Origin of the sequence: Paraburkholderia sp. WC7.3g (genome assembly GCF_050436345.1) — a bacterium.
Classification (GTDB): domain Bacteria; phylum Pseudomonadota; class Gammaproteobacteria; order Burkholderiales; family Burkholderiaceae; genus Paraburkholderia; species Paraburkholderia podalyriae.
In genome coordinates, this window is sequence record NZ_JBNDMA010000004.1 from 1259614 (window position 1) to 1285462 (window position 25849).

General features: G+C 58.8%; 22 protein-coding genes. 18 read left to right on the forward strand and 4 right to left on the reverse strand.

Going from position 1 to position 25849, the window contains the following annotated elements; genetic code table 11:
- Nucleotides 1-10 precede the first annotated feature (10 nt).
- From OKW43_RS39320 to OKW43_RS39405, 18 genes are all read left to right on the forward strand, one after another.
- Nucleotides 11-2371, forward strand: a complete 2361-nt coding sequence (locus OKW43_RS39320) for an efflux RND transporter permease subunit (protein WP_429454067.1) — start codon at nucleotides 11-13, stop codon at nucleotides 2369-2371.
- Nucleotides 2372-2400: 29 nt separating this feature from the next.
- A complete protein-coding gene (locus OKW43_RS39325; protein ID WP_429454069.1) occupies nucleotides 2401-3372 on the forward strand; it encodes a WD40/YVTN/BNR-like repeat-containing protein in 972 nt (323 codons plus the stop codon).
- Between the two features lie 39 nt (nucleotides 3373-3411).
- Nucleotides 3412-4164 carry a PAS domain-containing protein gene (locus OKW43_RS39330; RefSeq protein ID WP_429454071.1) on the forward strand — a complete coding sequence of 251 codons (753 nt, stop codon included), beginning with the start codon at nucleotides 3412-3414 and terminating at the stop codon, nucleotides 4162-4164.
- An 83-nt stretch (nucleotides 4165-4247) separates the two neighbouring features.
- A complete protein-coding gene (locus OKW43_RS39335) occupies nucleotides 4248-5687 on the forward strand; it encodes an NAD-dependent succinate-semialdehyde dehydrogenase (RefSeq protein WP_187638453.1) in 1440 nt (479 codons plus the stop codon).
- Complete coding sequence (locus OKW43_RS39340) at nucleotides 5684-6415, forward strand: HAD-IA family hydrolase (protein ID WP_429454073.1); 732 nt, start codon at nucleotides 5684-5686, stop codon at nucleotides 6413-6415. The genes OKW43_RS39335 and OKW43_RS39340 overlap by 4 nt, the downstream gene beginning before the upstream one ends.
- A gap of 5 nt (nucleotides 6416-6420) precedes the next feature.
- Nucleotides 6421-7779, forward strand: a complete 1359-nt coding sequence (locus tag OKW43_RS39345) for an aminotransferase class III-fold pyridoxal phosphate-dependent enzyme (RefSeq protein ID WP_376776492.1) — start codon at nucleotides 6421-6423, stop codon at nucleotides 7777-7779.
- The gene (locus OKW43_RS39350) at nucleotides 7776-9179 is read left to right on the forward strand and encodes a transaminase (protein WP_187638451.1); all 1404 of its coding nucleotides are present in this window, start codon (nucleotides 7776-7778) and stop codon (nucleotides 9177-9179) included. Before OKW43_RS39345 ends, OKW43_RS39350 begins: the two co-directional genes overlap by 4 nt.
- Nucleotides 9176-9997 (forward strand): SDR family oxidoreductase, encoded by an 822-nt coding sequence (locus tag OKW43_RS39355; RefSeq protein WP_187638450.1) that lies wholly within the window; start codon nucleotides 9176-9178, stop codon nucleotides 9995-9997. The genes OKW43_RS39350 and OKW43_RS39355 overlap by 4 nt, the downstream gene beginning before the upstream one ends.
- Nucleotides 9994-10890 (forward strand): Tm-1-like ATP-binding domain-containing protein, encoded by an 897-nt coding sequence (locus OKW43_RS39360; RefSeq protein WP_429454076.1) that lies wholly within the window; start codon nucleotides 9994-9996, stop codon nucleotides 10888-10890. Before OKW43_RS39355 ends, OKW43_RS39360 begins: the two co-directional genes overlap by 4 nt.
- Nucleotides 10847-11254 (forward strand): hypothetical protein, encoded by a 408-nt coding sequence (locus OKW43_RS39365; RefSeq protein WP_429454078.1) that lies wholly within the window; start codon nucleotides 10847-10849, stop codon nucleotides 11252-11254. Before OKW43_RS39360 ends, OKW43_RS39365 begins: the two co-directional genes overlap by 44 nt.
- 2 nt (nucleotides 11255-11256) lie before the next feature.
- Nucleotides 11257-12039 carry an SDR family NAD(P)-dependent oxidoreductase gene (locus OKW43_RS39370; protein WP_187638448.1) on the forward strand — a complete coding sequence of 261 codons (783 nt, stop codon included), beginning with the start codon at nucleotides 11257-11259 and terminating at the stop codon, nucleotides 12037-12039.
- Between the two features lie 34 nt (nucleotides 12040-12073).
- Nucleotides 12074-14542 carry an FAD-dependent oxidoreductase gene (locus OKW43_RS39375; protein ID WP_429454080.1) on the forward strand — a complete coding sequence of 823 codons (2469 nt, stop codon included), beginning with the start codon at nucleotides 12074-12076 and terminating at the stop codon, nucleotides 14540-14542.
- 17 nt (nucleotides 14543-14559) lie between these two features.
- Complete coding sequence (locus tag OKW43_RS39380) at nucleotides 14560-16599, forward strand: FAD-dependent oxidoreductase (protein WP_429454082.1); 2040 nt, start codon at nucleotides 14560-14562, stop codon at nucleotides 16597-16599.
- A gap of 46 nt (nucleotides 16600-16645) precedes the next feature.
- Nucleotides 16646-17521 (forward strand): formyltetrahydrofolate deformylase, encoded by an 876-nt coding sequence (purU, locus tag OKW43_RS39385; RefSeq protein WP_429454084.1) that lies wholly within the window; start codon nucleotides 16646-16648, stop codon nucleotides 17519-17521.
- 34 nt (nucleotides 17522-17555) lie between these two features.
- Nucleotides 17556-18446 (forward strand): bifunctional methylenetetrahydrofolate dehydrogenase/methenyltetrahydrofolate cyclohydrolase FolD, encoded by an 891-nt coding sequence (gene folD, locus OKW43_RS39390; protein ID WP_187638444.1) that lies wholly within the window; start codon nucleotides 17556-17558, stop codon nucleotides 18444-18446.
- Nucleotides 18447-18500: 54 nt separating this feature from the next.
- On the forward strand, nucleotides 18501-19250 hold the full coding sequence (locus OKW43_RS39395) for an electron transfer flavoprotein subunit beta/FixA family protein (protein ID WP_187638443.1): 750 nt from the start codon (nucleotides 18501-18503) through the stop codon (nucleotides 19248-19250).
- Between the two features lie 14 nt (nucleotides 19251-19264).
- Nucleotides 19265-20212 carry an electron transfer flavoprotein subunit alpha/FixB family protein gene (locus OKW43_RS39400; protein WP_429454087.1) on the forward strand — a complete coding sequence of 316 codons (948 nt, stop codon included), beginning with the start codon at nucleotides 19265-19267 and terminating at the stop codon, nucleotides 20210-20212.
- Between the two features lie 14 nt (nucleotides 20213-20226).
- Nucleotides 20227-21348, forward strand: a complete 1122-nt coding sequence (locus OKW43_RS39405) for an aminomethyltransferase family protein (protein WP_187638441.1) — start codon at nucleotides 20227-20229, stop codon at nucleotides 21346-21348.
- 322 nt (nucleotides 21349-21670) lie between these two features.
- On the opposite strand, the gene OKW43_RS39410 is transcribed toward OKW43_RS39405, so the two are convergent.
- The 4 genes from OKW43_RS39410 to OKW43_RS39425 all read right to left on the reverse strand — a co-directional run bounded on the left by OKW43_RS39410 (nucleotide 21671) and on the right by OKW43_RS39425 (nucleotide 25663).
- Entirely contained in the window at nucleotides 21671-22153 is a 483-nt protein-coding gene (locus OKW43_RS39410) for a hypothetical protein (RefSeq protein ID WP_429454089.1), read from the reverse strand.
- A gap of 104 nt (nucleotides 22154-22257) precedes the next feature.
- Complete coding sequence (locus tag OKW43_RS39415; protein WP_312893024.1) at nucleotides 22258-22878, reverse strand: TetR/AcrR family transcriptional regulator; 621 nt, start codon at nucleotides 22876-22878, stop codon at nucleotides 22258-22260.
- 564 nt (nucleotides 22879-23442) lie between these two features.
- Nucleotides 23443-24663, reverse strand: coding sequence for an aromatic ring-hydroxylating oxygenase subunit alpha (locus tag OKW43_RS39420; RefSeq protein WP_187639606.1), 1221 nt, complete (start codon nucleotides 24661-24663; stop codon nucleotides 23443-23445).
- A 58-nt stretch (nucleotides 24664-24721) separates the two neighbouring features.
- Complete coding sequence (locus OKW43_RS39425; protein ID WP_429454092.1) at nucleotides 24722-25663, reverse strand: PDR/VanB family oxidoreductase; 942 nt, start codon at nucleotides 25661-25663, stop codon at nucleotides 24722-24724.
- Between the last annotated feature and the right edge of the window lie 186 nt (nucleotides 25664-25849).

The window sequence follows — 25849 nt, forward strand, 5'->3', positions numbered from 1 at the left end:
GGAAGATTCCGTGCTGAATCGTATCGTCCTCCGCCTTGAGCATTTCTTTTTCGGACATCGTGCAATCGTCATGCTGACGATTGCCCTGTTTACCACTGCGATGGCTTTCTTTGCGGCCCAACTGCGTATGGAGGCTGGTTTTGAGAAACAGATGCCGGTCGGCCATGAATACATCCAGACTTTCCAGAAGTACCGCAAGGACCTTTTCGGAGCAAACCGCATTACGGTTGTCGTGCGCGCCCGGACTGGTTCTATCTGGACTCGAGAAGGATTGACCCGCCTATATCGTGTCACGCAGGCGGTCACCTTTTTGCCGAACGTCGACCGGCAGGGGGTGCTGTCGCTGTGGACACCGAACGCATTTGTCAACGAGATCGCCGAAGACGGGTTTCGTGCCAATCCGGTCATCGATGGTACGGTCACGCCGGATCAGTTGACCCCGGCGGTCGTGGCCAGGATTCGCCAGTCGGCAACCGGCGGCGGGTATATCGGCACACTTGTTTCGCATAACGAAGACAGCGCGATGATTACCGCCGAGCTGAACGAGCGAGATAGCGCGGGCAGGACTCTCGACTATGTCGAATTTAACCATCTGCTCGATACACGTATTCGTAAGCCATTCGAAGATGCTGGGTATGAGATACAGATCATCGGCTTCGCGAAGCAGATTGGCGACATTGCCGATGGTGCAAAAGCGGTCCTGAGCTTCTGCGGCATCGCGCTGTTATTGACGGCACTCGCAGTGTACTGGTATAGCCACTCGATACGGTTCACTGTCCTGCCCATCATCTGCTCGTTGACTTCTCTTGTGTGGCAATTCGGTACGCTCAGACTCCTCGGCTTCGGGCTGGATCCGCTCGCCGTCCTTGTGCCGTTTCTGGTGTTTGCGATCGGTGTCTCGCATGGCATACAACAGGTGAACTACATCGTGCGAGAACTCTCGCACGGGCGCGGAACCATGGAAGCGGCTCGCAGCAGTTTCAGCGGACTGCTGATTCCCGGCACGTTGGCATTGGTCACCGCATTTGTCTCATTTGTTACGCTTTTGCTGATCCCGATTCCAATGGTGCGCGAACTCGCAATTACGGCATCGCTCGGCGTCGGCTACAAAATCGTGACGAATCTTGTGATGCTCCCAGTGGCCGCATCATTTTTCAATTTCACTAAGGCATATGCTGACCGGGCACTCGACAAACGGGAGCGACGATCGGCCTGGTTGCGGAAGCTCGCGAAGGTAGCCGAGCCGCGCAATGCCTGGTTAGTCGTGGGTGTCACGGTGGCTGTCTTTGCGCTGGCTGTATGGCAAAGCCGGGACCGGGTGATCGGTACGCTCCAGCCCGGCGCGCCGGAGCTTCGGGCGGATGCCCGTTTTAATCGCGACGCGGTATCGATTGCAAGCAATTACGATGTCGGACTCGACTGGTTGACCGTCGTTTTCGAGTCGTCGGGTTCAGCCTGCGATAACCCGGCCGTCGGACTGTTCGAAGATGACTTCGCTTCGACGATGAAGAGCGAGCCGGGCGTGGTCTCTGTCCAGTCCTATCCGGCAATGCTGCGGGCCTACAACGAGGGCTACAACGAGGGATTTCCAAAGATGAACGTGGTGCCGATCGATCCGGGAAACTACGGCGGGCTATCCGCTGAAATTGGCAGGATCAAAGGATATATGAATAAAGATTGCAGCATGAGCGCCGTGCACCTTTTTTTGACGGACCATAAGGCGACGACACTCAACCGCCTGCTCGAAGACGTCAAGCAGTACCGGACTACGCATGAAATGAAAGATGTCCGAATCCGTCTGGCGGCAGGAAACGCCGGTGTTATTGCGGCGACCAACGACGAAGTTCAGAAAAGCGAGCTGCCGATGATGTTATATGTCTACGCTGCCATATTGATCCTGGTATTTCTGGCTTATCGCGACGTGCGTGCGATCGTGGCCTGCTGTGCGCCTTTGACGGTGGCCACATTTATTGGTTACTGGTTAATGAAGGTACTGCAGATCGGTCTGACTGTCGCGACGCTGCCGGTCATGGTGCTGGCAGTGGGCATCGGGGTCGACTATGCCTTCTATATCTACAACCGTCTCCAACTGCACATGGCCAACGGCCAATCTATCGTGAAAGCAGTCGAGCATGCGATGCTCGAGGTTGGTGTCGCCACCATATTCACCGCAATTACGTTGGCGATCGGCGTCGCGACCTGGAGCTTTTCGGCACTCAAATTCCAGGCAGACATGGGCAAACTGCTGGCCTTCATGTTCATTGTCAATCTGGTGATGGCGATGACGGCATTGCCGGCGCTTGCTGTCGTTCTGGAGAGGCTGTTCCCCCGTCGCACGCCGGTGAGAGCGCCCGGCGTTCTCAATCACTGATTCGACGCATGTGTTAGGAAGGGCGCATCATGGGAATGAAACAAAAGGGTATCGCGATGTGGTTGTGCATTGCTGTCTGCGGCGCTGCACAGACAGCCTATGCCGCGCCGACTGAGATACAGGTTACGCCAGCACGTGTCTGGCGCGACGCAACCCACCAAATGTTGCTCGACGCCGCCCGTGCTGGTTCGCGCATTGTTGCCGTCGGAGCGCACGGAATCGTGCTGCTGTCAGACGATAATGGCAGAACATACATCCAGGCGCGTTCGGTGCCCGCTACGTCGACGCTTACTGGCGTGTACTTTGCCGATGCCTCTCACGGCTGGGCGGTGGGTCAGCAGGGCGTTATCCTTGCTTCCGAAGACGGCGGCGAGACGTGGAGGTTGCAACGGTCAGACGCATCCACGGATCAGCCGCTATTTTCGGTGTATTTTGCCGACCGTCTCCACGGGTGGGCGGTGGGCTTGTGGTCACTGATGCTCCAGACCGAGGATGGAGGCGTGCACTGGACTACGGTGAAGTTGCCGCCGCCTCCCGGCGCGAGCAAAGCCGATCGAAATCTGTTCCGGATCTTCGCAGGCGGCAACGGGACGTTGTATGTTGCAGCGGAGCAAGGTCTCGTGCTCCGCTCAAGGGATTACGGCGCAACCTGGGAATACCGTCAGACTGGTGGCAAGGGCAGCCTCTGGGCCGGTACAGTCGCATCGGGCGGCACGGTATTCGTTGGCGGGCTGCTCGGTCATCTGTACGTGAGCCGGGACGATGGAGACACGTGGAGCGCAGTCGACTCAGGGACGACTAGTTCGATCACCGATCTGGTTGCGAACGGCGAGAATTTCTATGGCGTCGGACTCGACGGTCTGCTGATCGAGGGCAGTGCAAAGGCGCAGCGATTGACGACAAAACACCGGCAAGATCGCGAGGCGCTCACAGCCGTCGTGCTCCTGCGCGCGTCGGCGCCGGCACTTTTCTCGAAAGACGGAGTCCTGACGAGTAATTGACTCCGGCACGACCGCTGCTCAGATCCCGTCGAGCGCGCGATGCGCTCGACGCCAGACGATTGCCATGGGAAACATCAATTGAGACAGGGCGGCACCTTATTTTCCGCTTCCAGCAGCAATGCGCGGATCGGAATACCCGGACGGGAGCTTGAACTCGCCATCATGCAAAGCATCGCGGCGAGAATGAATGGTTTCCTGTATCGGTGTATGAATGACGACGAATATACGATTGTGTACGCGACGCCGGGTATTCATGCCCTTACCGGGTATCCGGCATCCGATTTCGTCGGCAACGCCGTGCGGACGCTGCCTTCGCTGACGGAACCGGAAGATGAGCCATACGTTTTGCAAACGGTGACCTCCGCATTGCGCCACAGGCAGACGTGGACCGTTGACTACCGCATCAGGAGGGCGGACCGGCAATCGGTATGGGTACGAGAAGTAGGTGGTGGCGTGTTCGACGATAGCGGAAAACTCCTGTTCATCGAAGGACTGGTCATAGAGGTACAAGGCGAGCGGGCGGCACAGATGGCCGCCGAGAAGCGCCTGGTGGCACTGACGGTATCCACGAACGCGATTCTTTCCGATGTGGACGACATTCTGAAAACAATACGGGCGCTGTCTATTCTCTCTTTCAATGCACGCGTCGAGGCCGCTCGCGCCGGAGAAAGCGGACGCGGGTTCGCTGTGGTGGCAGCGGAAATCAAAAAGCTGGCGGACGATTCGGACAAGCTGATCAAGCGCGTTTCAGCGAGTGTGAAGACCGTGCGTGAGGTAATGAGCAGCACCTGACCAGCAAAATCCACCCAAAGGTTGATTGTTGGGTAGCCTGGCGAGACAGAAAATGTTTCTAACAATTTTTTACGGCTCGCACCATGTCATACCCAAAACTCAGACTGTTCATTGATGGCCAGTGGATAGATAAGACTGACGAAGGCACTGTCCCGGTCGTCAATCCGGCAGATGGCGAAGTGCTCGGCCATCTCCCCATCGCTGGCCGCCGCGAGCTCGAACGAGCCGCTGATGCCGCGAGAAGAAGCTTTAGCCGCTGGGCAAGCATGCTGCCGCTCGAGCGGTTCCGGATCATCTCCACGGCGACGGCCCTGATGCGTGAGCGCTCCAGGGAAATAGCACATATTCTCACGCTCGAGCAGGGCAAACCGCTGGCTGAAGCGGTCCGCGAGGTGACGCTCTCGGCAGACATCATCGAATTCCTCGCAGAGGAAGCCAAACGATTGCCCATACGCGGTGTGCCCGCGCGGATTTCGAACGTGTTGAGCCAGACAGTCACGCGCGTTCCGGTCGGCCCCGTCGCGGCATTCACGCCATGGAATTTTCCCGCAAACCTCCCTTCCCGCAAGCTGGGTGGCGCACTCGCGGCCGGCTGCAGTGTGGTCATCAAGCCCGCCGAGGAGACGCCTGCAACTTGCATGGCGATCGTGGAGTGCCTTGTCGATGCGGGCATGCCGGAGGGCGTCGTCAACCTGGTAGCTGGCGACCCGGCATTCATTTCATCGTCGCTCATCTCAAGCCCACAGATCGCGAAGATCTCGTTCACGGGCTCTGTCCGTGTCGGCAGATTGCTCGGTGAGCAGGCGGCAAGACATGTCAAGCGCTACACGGCTGAACTGGGTGGCCACGCTCCGGTGATTGTCTGCAAGGATTACGAGGGTGCCAAGGCTGCCCGGCTCGCAGTGCCTGCAAAATTCCGCAACGCGGGTCAGGTATGCGCGTCGCCCATCCGGTTCATTGTTCATCGCGCGCAGTACGAAGCATTCCGCGATGAATTCGTGAAGGGGGCCTTGTCGCTGAAGATCGGATCGGGTTTTGAAGAAGGCGTTCAATTCGGTCCGCTAATCGAGAGCCGGCGCGTGCAGGAAATGCAGGCGTTCGTTGACGATGCGGCCACCCGCGGCGCGACGATCGCCTGTGGCGGGAAACGGGTGAATCGCTCCGGTTACTTCTTTGAGCCTACCGTGATTGAGCATGCGTCCCTGGACTCCCGCGTCCAGAACGAAGAGCCGTTCGGTCCCATCGCGGTACTGGACGTGTTTGACGATCTTGATGACGCGATATCACGCGCAAACCGGCTCCCGGTTGGTCTCGCTGCCTATGCGTTCACCGGTAGCCTTGATTTTGCGCATCGGCTATCCAGCGACCTCCAGGCGGGAATGGTTGGCATCAACCACTTCGGCGTTTCGCAGCCGGAGACGCCCTTCGGCGGCGTCAAGGAGAGCGGACTCGGCCACGAGAGCGGCCTCGAGGGATTACTTGGCTACACGGACCTTAAACTCATTTCGGTTGCGCAATCGTGAACGACCTCCCAAGCATCACACCAGACGGCTCGGCCGATCAGCGTCGCGCACGGTTTCCGCAAAAGATCCCCACGGCGTTGCTCCTGGACTTCGGTAGTGTCATCAGCGTTTCGGTATTTGAGCGCCATCGAGAGACAGAGCGCACGCTCGGCTTGCCTGCCGGAACGCTCACGTGGCTCGGGCCGGTCGATCCATCCACTGACTCGCTGTGGCAATCCATGCAGCGCGATGACATCAGCGAAAGGGATTACTGGGCGATCCGCGCACGGGAGATCGGTGCCGCAATTGGAGAGCCTGACTGGACAGTACGCGGAATGCTGACCAGGACCCGGCAGACTGACCCTGATGCGGTGGTGCGGCCGGGCATGGTCAGGCTGATCCGGCGTGCGAGAGCGAACGGCGTCGTGATCGGGATTCTTTCGAATGAACTCGAGCTCTTTTACGGACCGGAGTTTCTGGCGCAAATGTCGGTTCTCAAAGACATGGCTGCGATCGTCGATGCGACGCATACCGGCATCCTGAAGCCGGACCGCCGCGCATATCAGATGGCGGTCGATTCACTCAAGACGAATCCGGACGAAGTCCTCTTCGTAGACGACCAGATGAGGAACATCGTCGGTGCCGTGAAAGCAGGGTTGCAGGTTCAGTACTTCGACTTGCGGGACGTAAAAGGAAACATCGCCGCGATTACCGCGCGGCTCAATTTACCGGTGGAGGAACTGGCATGACGAGGATGACGCTTGATGAGCTCAAGGCCGCAAATGCGAAGTACTTGTGGCACCCAATGGCCCATCCGCAGGCAATGATCGACACACCACCTGACATCATTACCCGGGGCGAAGGAAGCTGGGTTTGGGATGCAGATGGCCACAAGCTACTCGATGGAGTCGCGGGGCTGTGGAGTGTCAACCTGGGGTTCGGCCGGACAGAGATCCGCGATGCAATCGTCGCTCAGCTCGACGAACTGGCGTACTACAACACGTTCCGTGGCACGTCGCATCCCCGGGCAATCGAGCTGTCGGCACGTATCGTCGGGATGATGAAAGACGATGGCGTGGCATCGGTCTTCTTCAGCAACGGCGGTTCCGATGCGGTGGAGGGCGCGCTGAAGCTCGCACGTCAGTATTGGAAGCTAAAAGGACAAGGTGATCGCACGAAGTTCATTTCGCTAAAGCAGGGCTATCACGGCGTGCATTTCGGCGGGATGAGCGTCAACGGAAACGCAAATTTTCGACGTCCGTACGAGCCGCTCCTGCCGGGCTGCTTTCACATCGACACGCCTTGGGTGTATCGCAACCCCTATACCGACGATCCGATCAAACTTGGTGAGATCTGTGCGCAGTTGCTTGAGCGCGAGATCCAGTTCCAAGGATCGGACACGGTGGCCGCATTCATTGCGGAGCCGGTGCAGGGCGCGGGCGGGGTAATCGTTCCTCCGCCGAACTATTGGCCGCTGGTGCGGGAAATCTGTGACAGCTATGGCGTGCTTCTCATCGCCGACGAGGTGGTCACGGGCTTCGGCCGCACCGGCCAGCTGTTCGGTACACGCCTTTGGAACGTCAAGGCCGACATGTGGTGCCTCGCTAAAGGCATTTCGTCCGGTTACGTCCCGTTGGGGGCCACAGCGATCTCTCGCAAGGTCGCGGATGTGTTCATGTCCGGGGACGCGTCGGGCGCCGCCATTTCGCACGGCTACACGTACAGCGGCCATCCCGTCGCAGCAGCAGCTGCACTCGCCGCGCTGGAGATTGTGGAGCGCGAGAACGTGGCGGCAAATGCGGCAACGCAGGGCCAATATCTGATGGAGCGACTGACAGACCTTGGTCGAAAGTCCCGGTTGATCGGCGATGTCAGAGGGGCCGGTCTCATGGTCTGTCTGGAGATGGTGGCGGACAAGAAAACCAAGGCTGCGTTCGGTCGCGGGGCTAAGGAAGTGTCACGGGTGGCGCGGGAAGCATACGTGCGCGGCGCGATGGTCCGCACTTCGGGATCCAACATCATCTTGTCCCCGGCGCTAACGATAAACAAGGAAGAGGTCGATTTCCTGTGTGATGTCCTCGAGGGCGCCTTCAAGGCCGTGGAGGAACAGTGACGATTCGCCTTAGCTCACGGCGAGTCCGTGAAGCCCTCGAGCGCGAACAGGAAGAGTTCGCGCGGCTGCATCCACTTTCGAGACAGCTGTTCGAAGAAGGTCATCGTCACTACCTTTACGGAGCTCCTTCGCACTGGTTTCGTCGCTGGGCCGGCAAGTTTCCTGTGTTTGCGAAAGAAGCATCCGGGGCGGAGCTACGCTGCGTCGACGGTATGCGCTACGTTGACTTCTGTCTGGGAGACACAGGCGCCATGTGCGGCCACGGACCGCGCGCCGTGGCGAAGGCCGCGTCCGAGCAGCTCGACCGCGGTGCGACGCTCATGCTGCCGACCGAGGATGCTTCGTGGGTCGGGGAGGAGTTGACGTGGCGGTTTGGCCTGCCGTATTGGGGATTTACGACCTCGGCCAGTGATGCGAATCGCGCGGCGATTCGCATGGCACGGATGATCACCGGTCGCGAAAAAGTACTGGTTTTTAACGGATGCTATCACGGGTCGGTTGAAGAGGCGCACGTTGCGCTGGACGCCGCGGGCACGATGGTCATGCGCAATGGTATCCACCCGAACGCTGTGGATCATGAACGCGTCTCGGTCGTGGTCGAATTCAACGACATTGAGGCGCTCGAAGAAAAGCTCGCGACAAAAGACGTTGCATGTGTATTGACCGAGCCATTCATGACGAACTACGGAATGGTCGCACCCGCGCCGGGATTCCACCAGGCGTTGCGTGAAGCGACCCGTCGCCATGGCACGCTTCTGCTGATCGACGAAACCCACACGTTTTCCAGCGGGCCTGGCGGTTATTCCCAACTCCATGGGCTCGAGCCAGACATGCTTGTCCTTGGTAAAGCAGTGGGAGGTGGCATTCCGGTTGGGCTTTATGGTGTCAACGCAGAGGTCGCGCGCCGGATGTGGAACGCGGTGCCCAAGGTGGATCCGACAAAGGTGCGTCAAAGCGCACATCTTGGTTTCGGTGGCACGCTGGCGGGCAGTGCCCTGCAGGTGGCGGCCGTGCGTGCCGTGCTTGCGGAGGTGCTGACTCCAGCGGCATTCGCCCACATGGTCGGCCTCGCTGAAAGTCTGGCCGCGCGCATGAGGCAGGTACTCGGCGAATTCGCGCTGCCGTGGTACGTGGAGCAATTGGGGGCACGCGTCGAGACCATGTTTGCGCCGGCGCCCCCGATGAATGCTGCCGACGTAAACGCTGGGCGCGACGGAGATCTCGAAGCCCTGCTGCACGTGTATTTCCTTAACCGTGGAGTGCTGATCACGCCATTCCACTGCATGCTCCTGATGTGCCCTGCCTCCGCGACAGCTGACGCCGACAGGTACGTCGAGGTTCTCAAGGAATTCTGCAAATTCGTTGTCACGGAGTGCAGCGAGAGCGAGGTGCGTGCATGAATCACTTTCGACTGACCGGGCGCGTCGCCCTGGTTACCGGTGCACGGCCAGGAATCGGTGGGGCGATCGCTCATGCACTGGGAAGCGCCGGCGCAGAGGTGGTGCTGGCCAATCGCACGCTCTCTGCTGCGCAGGAGGTGTCGCACGAGCTCGAAGCGGAAGGCATCCCCGCTCACGTCGTTCCCTTCAGCGTCGATCGCGCCGGGATTCGGGAAATGATCGATCAGGCACTGTCCGCGACCGGCGGCCGGCTGGACGTGGTTTGCCACAACGCAGGCGGGTGTCAGTGGCTCGGCCTCGACGCTTTGGATGAGCCTGTCCTGGACGAAACCCTCGCGCTTAATCTGACGAGCGGCTTCTGGCTCCTTCAGGCTGCCCTTCCTGCGCTTCGGCGCAGCGAGGCAGGGCGTTTTATCGTCACCTCATCGATCACCGGGCCACGGGTGGCAATGGTTGGTGCCTCCCACTACGCTGCGGCCAAAGCGGGCGTGAATGGCTTTATCAAGGCCGCGGCGCTGGAACTGGCAAGCAGTGGCATCACGGTAAATGGTGTCGAACCGGGGCTGGTGGCGAAGGATCGGGGCCGCCTGAGCCGACCGGAGGCTCTGGCGCGGCTCACCCGTTACATCCCCCTGGGGCGCCCGGGGGCGCCCGAAGACATTGCGTCCGCTGTGCTGTTCCTGGCCAGTCGGGAGGCTGGTTGGATTACCGGACAGACGATCGTGATCGACGGCGGCACTACGCTGCCCGAGTCGGGGTACGCAATGGAGGAGCTTTGGACTTCCTCGCACAAGGTATCTCCAGGAGGGCAGAAATGAAACCGGGATTGAATATCCTGATTATCGGCACTGCTGACACAAAGGCCGACGAGCTTCAGTTCATGAAGCAGTGCATCGAGCGCGAAGGTGCTCGTGCCGCCATCATGGACGTGGGTGTGCTCGGTACCCCTGCCTTCGACCCCGAAATCTCCAATGCCAAGGTCGCCGCAGCCGCGGGGATGGCATTGAAAGATGTAGCAACTCTGGGCGACGAAAATGCTGCAATGACCAAAATGGCCGAGGGGGCTGTGCGGCTCACTCTTGACCTCTACGCGAAAGGGAAGGTCCAGGGTGTGCTGGCCCTCGGCGGCACGATGGGCACAGATCTCGCCCTGGACGTCACAGCTTCGCTGCCGCTCGGCATGCCGAAGTTCATCGTGACTACAGTTGCCTATTCACATCTTGTCCCTCCGGATCGGCTGGCCCCCGACGTCATGATGATTCTCTGGGCCGGCGGGCTCTATGGCCTCAATTCAATCTGCAAGGCCACCCTCAGCCAGGCGGCGGGGGCCGTTCTCGGCGCGTGCAGCACGGTGGTGACGTCGAAATCCGCGCGGCCCCGCGTTGCTGTCGGGGGGCTGGGGAAATCCTGCCTTAGCTACATGGTGGAGCTTACGCCGCAGCTGGAAAAACGCGGCTACGAGCCCGTCGTCTTCCACTGCACAGGCATGGGCGGCCGTGCGATGGAATCGCTGATCGAGCAGGGCACATTCGTCGCAGTCTTCGATTTCGCGTTGTGTGAGGTCAGCAATGTCCTGCGCGGATCCGTCGTCAACGCCGGGACTTCGAGGCTGGAGACGGCGGGCAGACTCGGCGTCCCGCAAATTATCGCCGCCCGGTGCCAGCGACATGGTGGACGTGCAGACGTGGGCACCGTTGCCCGAGGCCTATAAGGGCCGCCCATACCACGCTCACAACCGCCTGATCGCATCGGTCACGACTACGCACGAGGAGCGTCGTGAGCTCGCAGGCTTCGTCGCGAAAAAAGTGAACTCGGCGAAGGGGCCAACCGCGTTCCTGCTGCCGCTGAAAGGCATCCACGCGTGGGATGCCCCTGGCGAGGCGCTGCATGATCCGGAAGGCCATCAAGTGTTCATCGACGAGTACAGGAAGCTGATCAAGCTCCCTGTCGATCTTCGCGTGCTCGACATGCATATCAACGACTCTTCCTTCGTACAAGAGGCACTCGGCATTTTCGACCACTGGGTTGAAACTGGTTTGATTCAGTCGGGCGTTCCGACGACTACAGGAGTTTGAGGATGTCTCGTTTCAAGGACAAGACGGCGCTCGTCACGGGTGCAGCCTCCGGGATTGGTCTTGAGCTCGTATGTCAGCTACAGCGGGAAGGCGCGAATGTCATCGCTGCGGACATTGGGTTCGATGGAAAGCTACCGCTCAAAGCTCAACTCAATCTGGACGAGGTGTTGCTCGACGTTCGCGGTGACGAAGACGTTCAACGCGTCGTGAGCATGGCAATCGATCGTTGGGGTCAAATCGACGTCCTGGTCAACGCAGCGGGCGTGATGGTGGCAGACGATGTCGAGGAGATCCGCGACGAGACATGGAACACCATCCTCGATGTCAACCTCACCGGCACTATGCGCATGTGCCGCGCAGTGTTGCCTCACATGCGTCGCCGCAGGAGAGGTTCGATCGTCAACGTCTCATCGGTCGCCGCCTTCAATGCGTCGGCGGGCATGGCGTCTTATGCCGCCAGCAAGTCGGGCCTCGTTGCGCTGACGCGGGCCCTGGCGAACCGCTATGGCGCCGACGGCGTTCGCGCAAACTGCGTTTGCCCGGGATGGGTGCGCACGCGTATGAGCGAGGCCGAAATGGCAGAGTTTGCCGAGACGAATGGAACGACAGTCGAACAGGAGTTTGGGCGGGTGGCCCAGCGCATCGCGCTCGGCCGTGTGGCTGTTCCATCGGAAATAGCGACGTGCATCGCATTCCTCGCTTCCGACGACGCATCCTTTGTGACAGGCGCAGCCCTGGTGGCCGACGGTGGAGCGCGTACCGCAGCCCTCTCTCGTTTGCACTAGTGCGACCGGATTCAAGATACCGAAGGTGTTTACTATGACTCAATCTCTGCCTGAACGTGCCCGTGTCGTCGTGATCGGCGGCGGCATCATCGGCGCTTCAACTCTTTATCACCTGGCCCACAAGGGCATTTCCGACGCTGTGCTGCTAGAGCGGGACCGGTTTGCCAGCGGTACCACCTGGCATGCTGCGGGTATCGTTGGTCAGTTGCGTGACTCGAAGGCGCAAACGGAGCTTGCACAGTACACGACGCGACTGTTCCAGTCTCTGGAAGAGGAAACCGGACAGGCCACGGGTTATAAGGAAAACGGGTCGATGACCGTTGCGCTCACGCCCCAGCGCCTGGAACTGATTCGTCGCAATGTTTCAGCTGCCAAGCGGATGGGCGTGCCTTGTCTCTACCTCACGCCGGAGGAGATCAAGGAGCGGTGGCCGCTGCTGCGAACGGACGACTTGCTGGGCGGCCAATTCGTGCCTTCAAACGGTCAGGTGAACCCGCTCGACGTGACGGCCGCGCTCATAAAGGGTGCAAAGCAGAAAGGCGCGAAGGCCTTCGAGAACACGCCTGTGGTTGACGTCGTTGTCAAGGACGGGAAAGTCCAGGCGGTCAAGACTACGCATGGCGATATTGCCTGCGAACGGGTGCTTCTGGCCGGCGGTATGTGGACCCACGCGTTCGCGAAAAGGCTCGGCATTTCCGTGCCCTTGCACGCGGCTGAGCACTATTACATCGTGACGGAAGCGTTGCCTGGGCTCGCGCGTACGACGCCGGTGCTCACGGTCGCCGACGAACGTGCCTACTACAAGGAAGACGCCGGCAAACTGCTCGTAGGCTTCTTTGAAGCAACGGGAAATGCGTGGCCGAAGCGGGGAATGGAGATTCCGTCGAGCTTCTCATTTTCGGAACTCCCGCCGGATATGGACCATATGGAGCCACAGCTCCTGTCAGCATTCGATCGAGTGCCGGTGCTGCAGAATACCGGAATCCAGTTATTCTTTTGCGGTCCCGAAAGCTTCACACCGGACGGCCGGGCCTACATGGGTCCGAGCGCGGAGGTCGGCGGTGTGTACGTGGCCGCCGGGTTCAATTCGAACGGCATCCTGTCATCTGGCGGCGCAGGAAAGGTGATGGCGGACTGGCTGATCAACGGTCTGCCGCCCGTCAGCATGGGTGCGCTGCACGCGCAGCGAGCCTTGCCGTTCCAGGCCAACGACCGCTACTTGCGCGAACGGGTGGGAGAGTCGCTTGGCATGCATATGACGCTGCACTGGCCCGGCCACCACGTACATACTGCGCGAGGGGTGCGCCACTTCCCGCTTCACGACCGACTCATTGCAGCCGGCGCAGTAATGGGCGAGCGAATCGGCTGGGAGTTTCCGCTGTATTTCGACGAGCCCGGCGCACAGTTGCCCGACGAGCCCAGCCTCAAGCGACAGGCGTGGTTCCCGATGGTGGAGCGCGAATGCCTGGCCGCCCGCGATGCGGCACTGCTCGTCGATCAGAGCTGCTATGGCAAGCTGCTCGTCAAGGGACGCGATTCGCTGAAGGCGCTGGAACACGGGTCCGCCAACCGTATTGACGTACCGGTGGGGCAGTCCGTCTATACGCATTGGCTGAACGACCGGGGCGGCATCGAGGCCGACATCACCATCACGCGCCTCGCCGAGCAAGAGTTTTTTGTTGTCACGGGGCACCCAAGCCAGGTCCGCGACCGCTGCTGGTTCGAAGCTCATCTGGACGCTTCGTGGAACGTTCAGATCCACGACGTCACGACAGCGTATGCCATGTTCTCGTTGAGCGGTCCGCGCTCCCGCGAGATCCTGCAGCAGGTAACCGACGCCGATGTCTCCAATGCGGCATTCGCTTTCGGACAGGCGAGGTTAATGGACGTCGGACTGGCCCGCTGCTGGGTGTTGCGCCGTAGCTTCCTTGGAGAGCTGGGATACGAGTTCTATCCGACGAACGACGTCGCGAGGCACGTTTTCGGCGAATTGATGAGCGCTGGCGAGCCGCGTGGCATGCGCCTTGGAGGCTTCCTGGCAATGAACCATTGTCGCCTCGAGAAGGGCTTCGTGCATTTCGGTCACGACATCGGCGAAGACGATACACCGCTGGAAGCGGGTCTCAGGTTCGCAGTCGCGTGGGACAAGGATGTGAACTTCATCGGCCGCAATGCGCTGGAACGCCAGCGTGACGCCGGGCCTCTCGAAGTGCGGCTGGTGAACCTCAAGGTGCGCGAAGCGAACCTTGACGATGGCCCGTATCTGTACCGTAACGAGCCTGTCTGGAAGGGCGACGAGCTGGTGGGCTATGTAACGTCCGGAGCGTGGGGTTTCCGGCTCGGCGGCTCGTTTGGCATGGCGTCCGTCAAACGTAAGGGCGGGGTCACCCCTGAGTGGCTGCGCGAGGGTGGATTCGAGGCGGAGGTAGCCGGCGTCCGTCATTCGGTAGATCTACAGTTTAGCGGCTACTACGACCCGAAAAGCGAGCGCATGCGCGGCTGACCCCTGAGGAACTCGAGATGGATGAACGATACAACGTGCTGTTTGAACCGGTGAAGATCGGCCCAGTCACGGCGAAAAACCGATTCTTTGCCGTCGCTCATAGCGCCGGAATGGGCTTTGCACAGCCCCATGCAACCGCGGCGCTTCGCGCGATGAAGGCGGAGGGCGGCTGGGCAGTTGTGTGTACCGGAGTCTGCGAGATCGATGAGACGTCGGACATGATGGGCCATCAGAACGATCGCCTTTGGGACGATCACGACGTCGCCTGTCATCGGCTGGCAACCGATGAAATTCACAAGCACGGCTCCCTCGCCGCAGTCGAACTGGCCCATCTCGGTCTCGGTGCCCGAAACCTGTACAGCCGTGTACCTGCATTGGGTCCGGGCAGTCTGAAATGTACCTCGTCATATGTGCCGACGCAGTCCATGCCCATGACAATTGCGGACATCCAGGCGTTTCGCGCCGCACATCGCCGCGCCGTCGGGCGAGCGGTGGCGGCTGGTTACGACATTGTCTATGTCTACGCCGCACACGACCGAGCACTCCCGCTCCATTTTCTGTCGACCCGCTACAACAAACGCACGGACGAATATGGCGGCTCATTGGAGAACCGCATGCGTCTTTTGAAGGAGTTGATCGAAGATACGATCGACGAAGTGAGGGGGCGTTGTGCCGTGGCGGTCCGCTTCGCGGTGCATGACTTCACTGGAGCAATATCCGCCAAGGAAGAAGGACGCGCAGTGATCGAGGCGCTCGGCGAGTTGCCGGATCTATGGGACGTGAATGTCAGTCCGTGGTCGTTCGACTCATCAACTGCCCGTTTCGCCGAAGAGGGCTTTCAGGACGAGTACATCGGCTTTGTTAAGGCGCTCACATCGAAGCCAGTGGTAGGCGTTGGCCGCTTTACGTCTCCTGATGCGATGGTGTCTCGCATCAGGCGCGGGCTCGTCGACTTCGTGGGTGCTGCTCGCCCCTCGATTGCCGATCCGTTCATTCCAGAAAAGGTGCGAACCGGGCGAATTGAAGAGATTCGCGAGTGCATTGGTTGTAATGTGTGTGCGTCAACGGAAATGTACGGTGTGCCGATTCGCTGCACGCAGAACGCAACCATCGGCGAAGAGTGGCGCAAGGCCTGGCATCCGGAGCGGACGTCCAAGTTCCCCGGTCAGCAAAGCGCGCTGATCATAGGCGCTGGTCCTGCGGGACTTGAGGCAGCACTGACTCTGGCACAACGGGGCGTAGAGGTGTCGATCGTTGATCGCGAGAGTGATCTCGGCGGACGGATCGAATGGGAGTCGAAGCTCCATGGGGCGCAGACCCTCGCACGGGTGCGCGATCATCGCATCTATCAGCTGGAGCGCATGAGCAATGTTCAGATCTACCGGCGCTCGCCGGTTGGTGTTGACGACATTCTGCAGTTCGGCGCCCAGCGCATTGTGCTCGCGACGGGATCCCACTGGAGGACGGATGGCGTGGGGCCGGCGACACCGAATGGAATTACAGGGCTGGAGCATGTTCATATCCTGTCACCCGAAGCAGTTGTCGGCGGTGCTGCAATTGCGGGGCCGGTTGTGGTGTACGACGACGATCACTATTACGTAGGACATGCGGTTGCTGAGTGGTTGCGCGCCAAGGGCTACGACGTCACGCTTGTCACGCCTCTGGCCGATGTCTCCCAATGGTCGTACTACACGCTCGAGCTCAGGCGGATCGAGGAGCGTCTGGAGGATGCTGGAATTACGTGTGTCACGAAGACGAGGATCAAGGCGGGGCGTTCCGGCGCCTTACTCCTCGCCAGCGGAAGGAAGGAATCGAGCATAGCATGCGGCACGTTCGTGCCCGTGACTCTGCGCATCCCAGACCGAATGCTGATGGACGAACTGGAGGCTCGGCGCAGCGAATGGCAGAACGCGGGCGTCGAGTCTGTCGACCTGATAGGGGACGCGATGGCGCCGGGAACGGTTGCCGCGGCGGTCTACGCGGGAGCGGCCTATGCCAGGGAGCTCGGAGAAGCGCGCCGCAGCGAGTCTTTCCTGCGTGAGCGCGCGGTTCTTTAGCGCACGGTACCGCACGATCCAGTTCATTGAACCTGTTGAGATAGACATGACATATACGACCAAGCTTCCAAACACCTACACACTGCGCGTGACGTGTCCGGCCACCACGGGGATCGTTGCTGCGATCAGTGGTTTCCTCGCCGAACATAACTATTACATTAACGAAATGTCGCAGTACGACGACGAGGAAGCGCAGCGCTTCTTCCTCCGCTGCGTTTTTCAGGTGAACGGTGAGATCACGGACGATGACCGTGACATGCTGGTTGGTTTCGAAATGCTGGCGGACCGCTTCACCATGGAGTGGTCGGTTCGGCGAACCGATCGCGCCCGGAGGGTCCTGTTGATGGTTTCCAAGTTTGATCACTGCCTTCGTGACCTGCTATACCGTTGGGAGGCAGGTGAGCTGAATATGGAAGTGGCCGCAATCGTATCGAATCACGAAACCCTCAAGCCGATCGCGGACAGGTACGGCCTGAGGTTCTTGTACATCCCCATAACGCCGGAGACGAAGTCGAAACAGGAAAATGCGCTGCGGGCGGTCATTTACGAAAAGAAGGTTGATCTGATCGTTCTGGCTCGCTATATGCAGATTCTGAGCGACGATATTGCCCGCGAATTGCATGGGAATTGCATCAATATTCACCATTCGTTCTTGCCCAGCTTCAAAGGTGGGTCGCCATATGCGCAGGCGCACAAACGCGGTGTCAAGCTGATCGGCGCCACGTCGCATTACGTCACCGGCGAGCTGGACGAAGGTCCCATCATTGAGCAGGACATTCGCCGCGTTGACCATCGCTACTCCGTCGCGGAGATGCAGGCGATGGGCCGGGACGTGGAATGTCAGGTGCTCTCCAAGGCATTGAAGATGCACCTGGAAGACCGTGTCTTCCTCGACGACAACAAGACGATCGTCTTCTCCTAAACACGATTTGACCTCTAGGCTATTGAGACGCGATATGTCCGCAAAAGTGATTGACGGCAAAGCCCTCTCCCGGACGATCCGGGAAAAGCTCGCTGGGCTCGTCGAAAAATTGAAACAGCAACACCAGATAACCCCTGGCCTTGCCGTCGTTCTGGTCGGGGACGATCCAGCCAGCGAGATTTATGTGCGCAACAAAGCCCGGCAGACCGTCGAGGTCGGCATGCAATCGTTCGAGCATAAATTGTTGCCGACTGTCAGCCAGAAAGAACTCCTTGACCTGATTGCAAGGCTAAACGCCGACCCGGCGGTGCACGGAATCCTGGTGCAGCTACCGCTGCCCGGTCACATCTCCGACAAGCAGGTGATCGAGAGCATTGCTCCCGCGAAGGACGTCGACGGATTTCATCCCGAGAATGTCGGGCGGGTCGCGAGCGGAGAGGGCGGGATTGTTCCTTGCACCCCGATGGGTTCGATGATGCTGATACGTGACGCGCTGGGTGACATTGCCGGGATGAACGCCGTGGTTGTCGGTCGATCGAACATTGTAGGGAAGCCGATGGCGCAGTTGCTGTTGGCGCAGAACTGCACGGTTACGGTCGCACACTCCCGTACTCGGGATATTCCCGCGCTGGCGAGAACAGCGGACATCCTGGTGGCGGCCGTTGGGCGCCCTGAAATGATCAAGGGGGACTGGGTGAAACCTGGCGCCTGTGTCATCGACGTCGGGATCAACCGTGTTTTGAACGTTGGCGGTGAGGGGTACAGAGTTGTGGGCGATGTCGACTATCGCGAAGTGGCAGAAGTGGCCGCCTGCGTCACACCGGTTCCCGGTGGCGTCGGACCGATGACAATCGCCTGCCTTCTCGCGAACACCTATCTGGCGACCTTGGCAATCCACGGCATCTCATCGGACGCAACTTTCTGAGAGCGAGCCCGTACACGATCGGGCATCTGGAATAAACAGTTATGGGATGGAACTATGAAGGTGATGGTCGCGGTCAAGCGAGTCTCAGACTCGAATGTCAAGGTACGAGTCCGTTCCGATGGGCTTGGCGTTGACGTTAGCAACATCAAAATGTCGATGAACCCGTTCGACGAAATCGCGGTCGAAGAAGCGGTACGCCTGAAGGAAGCCGGCGTGGCGACCGAAGTGATCGCGGTGTCCGCGGGTGTCCTGCAGTCGCAGGAGACCCTGCGCACGGCACTGGCGATCGGCGCGGACCGCGCGATCCTGATCGAATCAAATGAAGACCCGCAGCCGTTAGCGGTCGCAAAGCTGCTCAAGGCGCTGGTAAACAAGGAACAGCCTTCGTTGGTGATTTTAGGCAAGCAGGCGATCGACGACGATTCGAATCAGACTGGCCAGATGCTCGCCGCGCTGGCTAATCTGCCGCAAGCGACGTTTGCGTCGAAAGTTGTCGTGACAGACGGTAAAGCTACTGTGTCGCGCGAGGTGGACGGCGGCACGGAAACGTTGTCGCTGACGCTGCCGGCCGTGGTCACAACCGATCTGCGCCTGAACGAGCCGCGTTATGTCACGCTGCCCAACATCATGAAGGCGAAGAAGAAGCCGCTGGAAATCGTGAAGCCGGAAGACCTCGGAGTTGATGTCACCCCGCGCCTGAAGACGCTGAAAGTGGTCGAGCCGCCGAAACGCGGCGCCGGTGTAAAGGTGCACGACGTGAAAACGCTGGTCGAGAAGCTGAAGACCGAAGCCAAGGTGCTGTAAGGGAGTGAAGGCAAATGACGATTCTGGTAATTGCGGAACACGATAGCGCGACGGTGAAGGTCGCGACGCTGAACACGATGGGGGCCGCGGCAGTGATCTCCACTTTCCTCGACAAGGAAATTCACGTGCTGGTGGCCGGTCACAACGCGCAGGGCGCGGCCGACGCGGCTGCGAAGATCGCCGGCGTATCGAAAGTGCTGCTCGCCGACGCGCTGCAACTGGAAGCTGGTCTCGCGGAAAACGTCGAAGCGACGGTGCTGAACATCGCAAAGAATTACACCCACATCCTCGCGCCCGCGACTGCTTACGGCAAGAACATTACGCCGCGTATCGCAGCCAAGCTCGACGTCGCGCAGATCAGCGACATCACCGCAGTGGATTCTGCGGACACGTTCGAGCGCCCGATCTACGCGGGCAACGCGATCGCGACGGTTCAGTCTCAGGACCCGATCAAGGTCGTCACGGTGCGCATGACCGGTTTCGACGCGGTGGCAGCCGAGGGCGGCAGCGCTGCAATCGAGAAGATCCAAGCCGCGGCAGACAGTGGCATCTCGCAGTTCGTAAGCCGTGAAGTGACAAAGCTGGACCGCCCGGAACTGACCTCCGCGAAAATCATCGTCTCGGGTGGCCGGGGGCTGGGCAATGGCGAAAACTATACGAAGGTTCTCGAGCCGCTGGCGGACAAGCTGAACGCAGCGCTCGGCGCCTCGCGCGCGGCAGTCGATGCGGGCTTCGTGCCGAACGACTACCAGGTCGGCCAGACCGGCAAGATCGTCGCGCCGCAACTGTATGTGGCGGTGGGCATCTCGGGTGCGATTCAGCATCTGGCCGGGATGAAGGACTCGAAAGTCATCGTCGCGATCAACAAGGACCCGGAAGCGCCGATCTTTAGCGTCGCCGATTACGGACTGGTGGGGGATCTTTTTGACTTGACACCAGCGCTAGTAAATGAACTTGGCTAACCTGCGGAGTAAAAATGCTTAAACACACACCGTATTATCACAAGTTGGTTGCGGCTGGAGCGAAGCTGCAGGATCGTGGCGGATTCGCCACGCCGAATTTCTTCTCGTCCGTCGCGGACGAGAACACGGCCGTGCGCGAGCGGGTCGGCATGTTCGATGTCTACTATCAGGTTGGCGTGGAGGTAAAAGGCAAGGATGCAGAGAAATTGCTGGAGCGAGCACTGGTCAATGACGTGAGGCGGATGCGCGACGGCGGCGTGCTATACAGCTCCGTTTGCAATGAGAAGGGTGGGATCGTTGATGACTTGACCTGCTTCCGGTTTGACGGCAACAAGTTTTGGCTCTCGCCGACTCCGTCAAGGGTTCACGCAGTCGTCGAGGCGGTCAGCCGACTCATCGGTTCATTAAGTGTGACGGTAACTAACCTTGGTTACTCAAACGCATATCTTTCGATACAGGGGCCCAACTCCCGCGAATTGTTGTCTGAGTTGACCGACGCCGACGTTTCGCGCGACGCCCTCAAGTATTTTTCGTTTAAGACGGGCAGTGTCGCTCAGGTGCCGGAGGCAATGATTTCGCGTACCGGGTACTCGGGCGAACTCGGCTACGAGCTTTTCTTCCCGGTCGAATACGCCGAGCATGTTTGGGATGCGGTCGCGGATGCCGGTAGGAAATTTGACATCAGGCCTTGTGGGATGAAAACGATGCGTTCGCTGCGCATCGAGAAGTCGTATTTGCTGTATGGCCTTGATATCAATGAGAACACCGACCCCCTCTCAGCCGGATTGGGCTGGACGGTCAGGTTTGACGACCGGGATTTTGTCGGACGCTCCTCGCTCGATCTGTTAGCCTCGACGGGTGTCTCAAGTCAGCTGCGGTTGATCGACACAGGGTCGATCAATCCAATCCTACACGGTGAAAAGGTATTCCACAACGGAGAGGAGGTTGCGGTGGTGACCTCGGGTGATCCCGGTTTTCATCTCGGGAAGACCTTTGCTTTTGCATACCTTCCGACCGCGCTCGCAGTGGAAGGCACCGAGGTGGAGATCGGTCTTGCGGACGAAAGCGGGAAGGTCGCTGGCACCGTTTTGTCTCAGGCACCATATGATCCGATGCGGAGCCGGTTGACGTCGTGAGTTAGTGCGGTCCACAGTGCGAACTCAGAAAGTGTCCGTCTGACCGCTCGCGATAAACTAGTTCAATTTATTTGAGCATTTGGTCTGTGCGGAACGACCAAAGATTCCAGGGCGTCGCCATTGACCGGAAGATTCGCGAGTACTGTTTAGCGCAGTCTGCTCCCCCATATACGAGGACATCCGATAGCGCTTCACCTATTGCACGTTAGTCGCACGCCATAGACGCGTGCACACGCTCCGAGGTCGTGTGCCGCGCCTTCGACCAGCATGCCTACACGGCATGGACTCGTATCCAGCGCAATCAGCGCGATGCGATACATATTCAGCGGCGCGTAGGCGCGAATCGCAGGTATGTCAGAAGCTGCTCCACTGATTTATGCCCAAGGCCCGCGAGTTCCATAGTACAAAATGATAATAAAGCGTCTTCATGAGCGACTGCTGCAGCGAGTGCGCACATGGCTGTCAGCGCCCCACGATGCGCGATCTCGTGATAGATATCCCGGTAATACAAAACGTCGCTTCGGAAACAGGATATGAACTCGGACCATGGCTGCGTCTTTAAATGCGCCGCCTTGCGCCGGCCCTCTAAAATCGCCTCGCTGGGGTCGGGCAGATAAATCTGGTGTGCAGTCAGGCACGAGCGCAGGCGGGCTTTCGTCTCATTCTCGACCTGAAGGATGATCGCGAGTTTGTATCTTTCGTCGAGGTCTTCAGCTTGCGCCAACATGGTATTGAAGAAGGCCTCGCCCTCTACTTCTCCTTGATGGAGGAAAAGAAGGTCGGCAGCTTGTTGATTCGAAAGCACGGGTAACTCCGCTATGACTCGACGATATGGCCATCGTGCCGCAGAGTACCCCTGACAAAAAATCCGTCAATCGGCTGATTTTTCGATGAGTCCGTTTTGATGCGTCAATCGACCAGCATGAGCAGCCTGTTCACGAAAGCGCGCTTCCGGATTTTACTGAACCCGGAAACGCCGAGCGCGTCTGCGAGCCACAGGCCATCAGTTGCCATGCGAATGACATCGGCAGTTGCTCGGTCGATGCCATCGTTTTTTGCTCGATTGCTCCAACGAGAGAGGGCGTCTTCGTATAGCTTCCGGACAGACGCGTCTCGGCCGAAATAGGCGACGACGAGCGCCGCCGAAGCAAGACTTTCCGCCTCCGTTGTTGGGTCAGTTTCGAATGTCGCACGGACGTACGCCCTGAGCCACCCTCCCGGCGTCCTGTCTTGTTCCGCCATTCTATCAACCGCAGCCTCGAAGTTTGCGAATGCAAACTCAAGGAGTTCGTGAACGAGTTGGTCTTTTGTCTTGAAATGGTAGAGCAGTCCACCCTTGCTCATGTTTGCAGTCGCTGCTACCTCCTCGAGCGTCAGAGCCGCCGCGCCTCGCTGCAAGACAAGAGTTTCGGCTGCGCGCAGTATTGAGTCTCGATTGTTGGGTCGCATCTGGTGGTGTCCCGTTGATTGCCGCTCGGAAGTATGCCGAATGATTCGCGGGGGATTTATATCACAAAGGCTTTTCCACATGTTCAAATAGTCGAGTCGACTGCGAACTTAACGTGCTGACTAACGCTTAAGCTTGAAACATGGCGGGCGTCGATACCCTCACGGGGCTTTCCGGTTCGCCATGTGTGAGCCACGACGACTTCGTCCAGGGGCGAGGCAGGAGGAGCGATGTTACTTTCTGATGACAAGAAAGGCTGGGAACAGTTCGTGGCCGTCATCGACCGTTCAACCCGCACACGGTGGGCTGGCGATGCAGTCGAACATGATGGTTGAACCGGTCACGGAGGCACTGCGCCTGGCGTGCTTCCGTCGCCGTCCTGAGGCCGCGGTAATCGTGCATGGCAGTATGGTATTAGCTGGTTTCGGAACGCGCTGACGACTCGCATGTGTGTTCATCCAGTCGTCGCTTCCATTCTTCTTCATCGCGTCCGCACCAAAGTGATGGTGCGGTTAGTCGGACAGCGAGAAGCCGCGGCTTGCCAGACTGATTATGGAAGATTATGTCGACAGCGATGGCCGCCATCGACATTCGAGCGGTTAGCCTGTACAGCGTGATCAAGCTTCAGGGTACTCATGCGGAAAATTCTAGTCTTCTCTGAGAATGTGCTCGTGATACCAGGCGCCGAACTCGGCGATCTTGCTCTCCTGCGCCGAATAGGGGCCTGGAGAGTAGGTTTGTGACTGGATTCCGGACTGATTGTTCTCGGTAATTGTCTTATCTTCAAGTAATGTTGTTTGCCACACGGCTTTGATCCGTTCGAGATCGTAGTCGGGACCTTCCTGGGCGTCGCTGGAGACCATCCATAAAACTTCGACGTCCGTTGAAAGTGGGCCTTTCGGATTAAAGCGAAATGCGATGGCGTGGTCGCTGTTTGCGAGCACCACACTGATCGGGTTGAATACGCAGCCAGTCTGGGCCCCATCATATTCAGCATCCGAGATGATCAGAGGCGCGACTGGTTTTCCATCGAGCGACTCGGTCAGGTTGCCTCTGCCTATGGGGAGCCGACCGGCCGACTGGAGGAATGGGGTGGAGGGGCCGTCAGCGAACATATCTGGCTGCCGTCCGGTCTGCTTTTCCGCTAACTCCCAAAGTGCGAAAGTCTTCATGTATTCGTCTGCCAGTCCATTGGACGATCCCGGGCCCGCGCCGAAAGCTAACATCTTCATGTCGTCGTGCACGGAGCAGTAAGTCGCGTGCGCTGGTTTGCAGTGGTAGCACTCGAAGAAATTCTCGACCACAAGTTTCCAGTTTGCCGCTGTTGGAAAGACCCGGCGCGCGGCGACCTTTGTTTGTTCAAGGTTATACCGAGCAAGCATAGGTTTAAACCGAGAAACAAACTGTTCAAACGACGGAGGCGAATCTTTTGACAGGTTGAGGAAGACAAATCCCTTGAAAATGCCAACGGCACAAGGGTTCAATCCGTGTTCCGCCATTGGAAAATCCGGCGGCATGAAACGCGCGGACTTAAGATTCCCTGCGAGATCGTAGCTCCACGCATGATAGGGGCACGTCAGCGACCTAACAGTTCCTTCTTTTTCGAGGCAAATTTTGGAGCCGCGATGACGACAGACGTTGAAGTGGGCACGTACAGATCCCTGCCGGTCACGGAGAACAATAATGCTTTCGCCGCCGAATTCGACCGTAAAATAGCTACCAGGCTCAGGGATTCTGCTTTCGTGGTCCACAAGGAGCCATTGAGTGCGTCCTAAGGACTGGACATCGTTTTTGAAAATCCCATCGTCACAATACATGTGTTGGGGTAGCGAGTATCCAGAGCGCCATTCGTCCGCAATCGCAGTCATTTCGTTATCCGACATAATTCGCTTATCGTTTAGGGTGGTAAGTTTGAAGCTGCCGTTTTCACAAGTCCAAGGTGAGATGACCTTTGGCGCGGGAAACGCACGGGCACATCAGATGTTGTTCGTTTCGCTCTTCATCGGTGAGCACATCGTCAAGATGCACCACCTCACCGTTCAGAAATTTCGTCACGCAGGCCCCACAAACGCCTTCGAGGCAGCCGGTTGGGAGGAGAACACCTTTGGATTCGAGCGCTTGTATCAAGGTTTGATCCGATCTCACATTGATCGTCAAGCCGGTTCGAGCAAGTGTTAACTGAAAATCGCCCAAAGGATTCGAAGTCCAGGCGGCACCCTGGAATTTTTCCGTATAAACGGCAGCGGAAGGAAGATGATGTCGAGCCGCGGCTTCGACTGCTGCCATGAATGGCGACGGGCCACATGTGTAGATATGTTTTGCAGTTGAAGATGCGAGGAACACCTGGTCGAGAACACCGGGAACGGAATTTCGACTGACGTCAAGCTGAACTGCAAAGTTCTGCCCGAAGCACTCGACCCCGAGTTCCGCACGGAGATCGCTGAGGTCTTCCTGTCGTCCGAAGTGATGAAGCATAAACGGATCGCCTCGGCGCGTGAGTTCGTGGGCCATCGCGAGCAATGGAGTGATCCCGACCCCTCCTGAGATCAGAAGATGGGGCCCGTGATCGTCTTTCAGGCCAAATGCATTGCGGGGTTCACCGATGTCAAGTACGTCGCCCACCGAAACCTGATGCATGGATAAGGACCCCCCGCGCGAACAGGGGTCTTTTTTGACAAGTATGGAAAAACGCGCACGATCGGACGGATCGCCACAAAGGGAATATTGTCTGACCAAGCCGCTTGGCGTTGTAACGTCAATATGCGAGCCCGCCGTATAGGCTGGAAGCGGAGCCTGGGTCGTCGGTTGGAGGACGAAGAGCCGCATTTCGGCTCCAATGCTACTTGAGTGTCTAACTTCGATTTGCACGTTCAGCCTCGTAACTATACCGTCTGGACGGTATAGTTAGCTATTGTGTTCTCGCTGTCAATGGGGAAATTACCAGGATGGAGGGAGAAATCTCGGGAGTGGTGTGGTCGACGGAGAGGTATCGCGGCCGCAACGACAGGCGTTTGGTCGTTGAAGCGGTGTTCCCGGGCTCAGTTGATCGAGCGC

Bases quoted from the DNA above. Each gene is read 5' to 3' on its own strand.
- OKW43_RS39325 (WP_429454069.1), top strand. From the start codon at position 2,401: ATGGGAATGAAACAAAAGGGTATCGCGATGTGGTTGTGCATTGCTGTC.
- OKW43_RS39330 (WP_429454071.1), top strand. From the start codon at position 3,412: ATGCGCTCGACGCCAGACGATTGCCATGGGAAACATCAATTGAGACAG.
- OKW43_RS39335 (WP_187638453.1), top strand. From the start codon at position 4,248: ATGTCATACCCAAAACTCAGACTGTTCATTGATGGCCAGTGGATAGAT.
- OKW43_RS39345 (WP_376776492.1), top strand. From the start codon at position 6,421: ATGACGCTTGATGAGCTCAAGGCCGCAAATGCGAAGTACTTGTGGCAC.
- OKW43_RS39355 (WP_187638450.1), top strand. From the start codon at position 9,176: ATGAATCACTTTCGACTGACCGGGCGCGTCGCCCTGGTTACCGGTGCA.
- OKW43_RS39360 (WP_429454076.1), top strand. From the start codon at position 9,994: ATGAAACCGGGATTGAATATCCTGATTATCGGCACTGCTGACACAAAG.
- OKW43_RS39365 (WP_429454078.1), top strand. From the start codon at position 10,847: ATGGTGGACGTGCAGACGTGGGCACCGTTGCCCGAGGCCTATAAGGGC.
- OKW43_RS39370 (WP_187638448.1), top strand. From the start codon at position 11,257: ATGTCTCGTTTCAAGGACAAGACGGCGCTCGTCACGGGTGCAGCCTCC.
- OKW43_RS39375 (WP_429454080.1), top strand. From the start codon at position 12,074: ATGACTCAATCTCTGCCTGAACGTGCCCGTGTCGTCGTGATCGGCGGC.
- OKW43_RS39380 (WP_429454082.1), top strand. From the start codon at position 14,560: ATGGATGAACGATACAACGTGCTGTTTGAACCGGTGAAGATCGGCCCA.
- purU (WP_429454084.1), top strand. From the start codon at position 16,646: ATGACATATACGACCAAGCTTCCAAACACCTACACACTGCGCGTGACG.
- folD (WP_187638444.1), top strand. From the start codon at position 17,556: ATGTCCGCAAAAGTGATTGACGGCAAAGCCCTCTCCCGGACGATCCGG.
- OKW43_RS39395 (WP_187638443.1), top strand. From the start codon at position 18,501: ATGAAGGTGATGGTCGCGGTCAAGCGAGTCTCAGACTCGAATGTCAAG.
- OKW43_RS39400 (WP_429454087.1), top strand. From the start codon at position 19,265: ATGACGATTCTGGTAATTGCGGAACACGATAGCGCGACGGTGAAGGTC.
- OKW43_RS39405 (WP_187638441.1), top strand. From the start codon at position 20,227: ATGCTTAAACACACACCGTATTATCACAAGTTGGTTGCGGCTGGAGCG.
- OKW43_RS39415 (WP_312893024.1), bottom strand. From the start codon at position 22,878: ATGTGGAAAAGCCTTTGTGATATAAATCCCCCGCGAATCATTCGGCAT.
- OKW43_RS39420 (WP_187639606.1), bottom strand. From the start codon at position 24,663: ATGACTGCGATTGCGGACGAATGGCGCTCTGGATACTCGCTACCCCAA.